Source organism: Phenylobacterium sp. (assembly GCF_035276905.1).
GTDB lineage: Bacteria > Pseudomonadota > Alphaproteobacteria > Caulobacterales > Caulobacteraceae > Phenylobacterium.
Genome location: NZ_DATELG010000301.1, coordinates 1 through 2,001 on the forward strand (window position 1 = coordinate 1; position 2,001 = coordinate 2,001).

Genomic DNA, 2,001 nt, shown 5'->3' on the forward strand with positions numbered 1-2,001 from the left:
AACGCCCACGGCACTGGCGAGGAAGCGACGAAGCTTCGAGAAGTTGGGCACGTCGCCGACGAGGAGTTGCCCGCCCGGGTTCAGCAGCGCCATCGCCGCGTCTAGAGGCTGTTAGGAACCGAGCATAGCGCTGACGGCCCTGTTGAGCATGAGGCAGGCGAAGGCGACGAAGTGCAGTCCTTTGACGGTCTCGGGCAGTCGCTCGTAGTCGCGGACGAGGCGCCTGAACCGTGTTGCCCAGGCGAAGCTTCGCTCGACGACCCATCGCCTGGGCAACAGCACGAAGCCGCGCTTGGCCTCGGGGAGCTTGACGACTTCGAGCTGGATGCCGTGCACGGCGGCGGCGTCCGCGGCCGTCTCGCCGGTGTAGCCCTGGTCGACCCAGGCCAGTTCGACGCTCTGGCCGGTGGCGTCCTGGACGGCCTCGGCGAGTACGCCCACCTGGGCGCGGTCCTGCTCGCTGGCGGTGGTGACATGGGCGGCGAGCAAGTGGCCCAAGGTGTCCACGGCGATGTGGATCTTGGAACCCTTCTTGCGCTTGGCCCCGTCGTAGCTGGCGCGGGCCCCGCTCTCGGGCGTGGAGCGCAGCGTGCGGCTGTCGAGGATCGCCGCCGTGGGCTGGCCTTTGCGGCCGGCGAAGGTGCGCAGGAGCAGCCGCAGATCATGGACCATCACCTCGAACACCCCGGCCCTCAGCCAGCGCTGGGTCTGCTGGTAGATGATCTCCCAGGGCGGCAGGTCATTGGGGACCAGCCGCCAGGTGACGCCGCCCTTCATCACGTAGCGAAGGCCGTTGAACACCTCGCGAAGATCGTGCCGACGCTGACCCGCCTCTTCCGGCAGCAGCGCCAGATATGGCGCGACAAACGCCCATTCCTCATCGGAAACATCGGTAGAATAAGGCTTGCGAGTCATGACGACTCGCTGCGCTGCGTCGGTTGCTCAGTTCCTAACAGCCTCTAGGTGTGAGCTCTCAATAGGTTGTCCACTCGGTCCGGTCCGAGGAAGCTGAGGTTGCGAAGCTTCAGTGTTCCGAGGGAGAGCCGAGTGGACGTGCATAAGAATGCCCGACTGACCCCGAGGGGTCGAGGTGCGATGGTCCGGCGGGTTCTGGCCGGCGAGGCGCTGGCGACGGTCGCGGCGGCGTTCTCGACGACCGTGAAGACGGTCCGCAAATGGGTGAAGCGGTTCCTGGCGGAGGGCTCTGGCGGCCTTGAGGACCGGTCCTCAAGGCCGCGCCGCTTGCGCAAGCCGACGTCGCCAGAGGTGGTGGAGCAAATCATCAGGCTTCGCCGGCAGCGCTTCTGCGGCCAGCAGATCGCCAAGGAGACAGGGGTCTCGCCCGCCACGGTGAGCCGCATCCTGCGGGCTGTGCGCCTGAGCCGGGCCAGCGACCTGAACCCGCCCGCGCCGGTGGTCCGCTACGAGCGCAAGGCGCCCGGAGAGATGATCCACCTGGACATCAAGAAGCTCGGTCGCTTCGAGAAGCCCGGCCACCGGGCGACCGGAAATAGGACTGGCCAAAGCAACAACCGCGGCGTCGGCTGGGAGTTTGTCCACGTCTGCATCGACGACCACTCCCGCGTGGCCTTCAGCCAGATCCATCCCGACGAGACCAAGGAGAGCGCCGTCCCCTTCCTGAAGGCGGCGCTCGCCTACTACGCCAGCCTCGGCGTCACTGTCAGCCGGGTGATGACCGACAACGGCTCCTGCTACATCTCCGACGACTTCCGAAAAGCCTGCGCTGACCTGGGCCTGAAGCACATCCGCACAAAGCCCTACACGCCCAAGACCAACGGAAAGGCCGAGCGCTTCATCCAGACCAGCCTCAGGGAATGGGCCTACGCCCAGACCTACGATAGCTCAGACCAGCGCGCCGCCGAGCTGCCCACCTGGCTGCACCGCTACAACTGGCATCGTCCGCACGGCGGGATAAAGTCACAGACGCCCATCAGCCGCCTCGGCTTGGATCGGGACAACCTGTTGAGGCTCCACAGCTAG

General features: G+C 66.3%; 2 protein-coding genes. One reads left to right on the forward strand and one right to left on the reverse strand.

Annotated features, from left to right (window positions below; genetic code table 11):
- Window positions 1-111: 111 nt before the first annotated feature.
- Window positions 112-915 (reverse strand): IS5 family transposase, encoded by an 804-nt coding sequence (locus tag VJS38_RS14165; protein ID WP_324088796.1) that lies wholly within the window; start codon window positions 913-915, stop codon window positions 112-114.
- A gap of 132 nt (window positions 916-1,047) precedes the next feature.
- On the opposite strand from VJS38_RS14165, the gene VJS38_RS14170 reads away from it, so the two are divergent.
- A complete protein-coding gene (locus tag VJS38_RS14170; protein ID WP_324088797.1) occupies window positions 1,048-2,001 on the forward strand; it encodes an IS481 family transposase in 954 nt (317 codons plus the stop codon).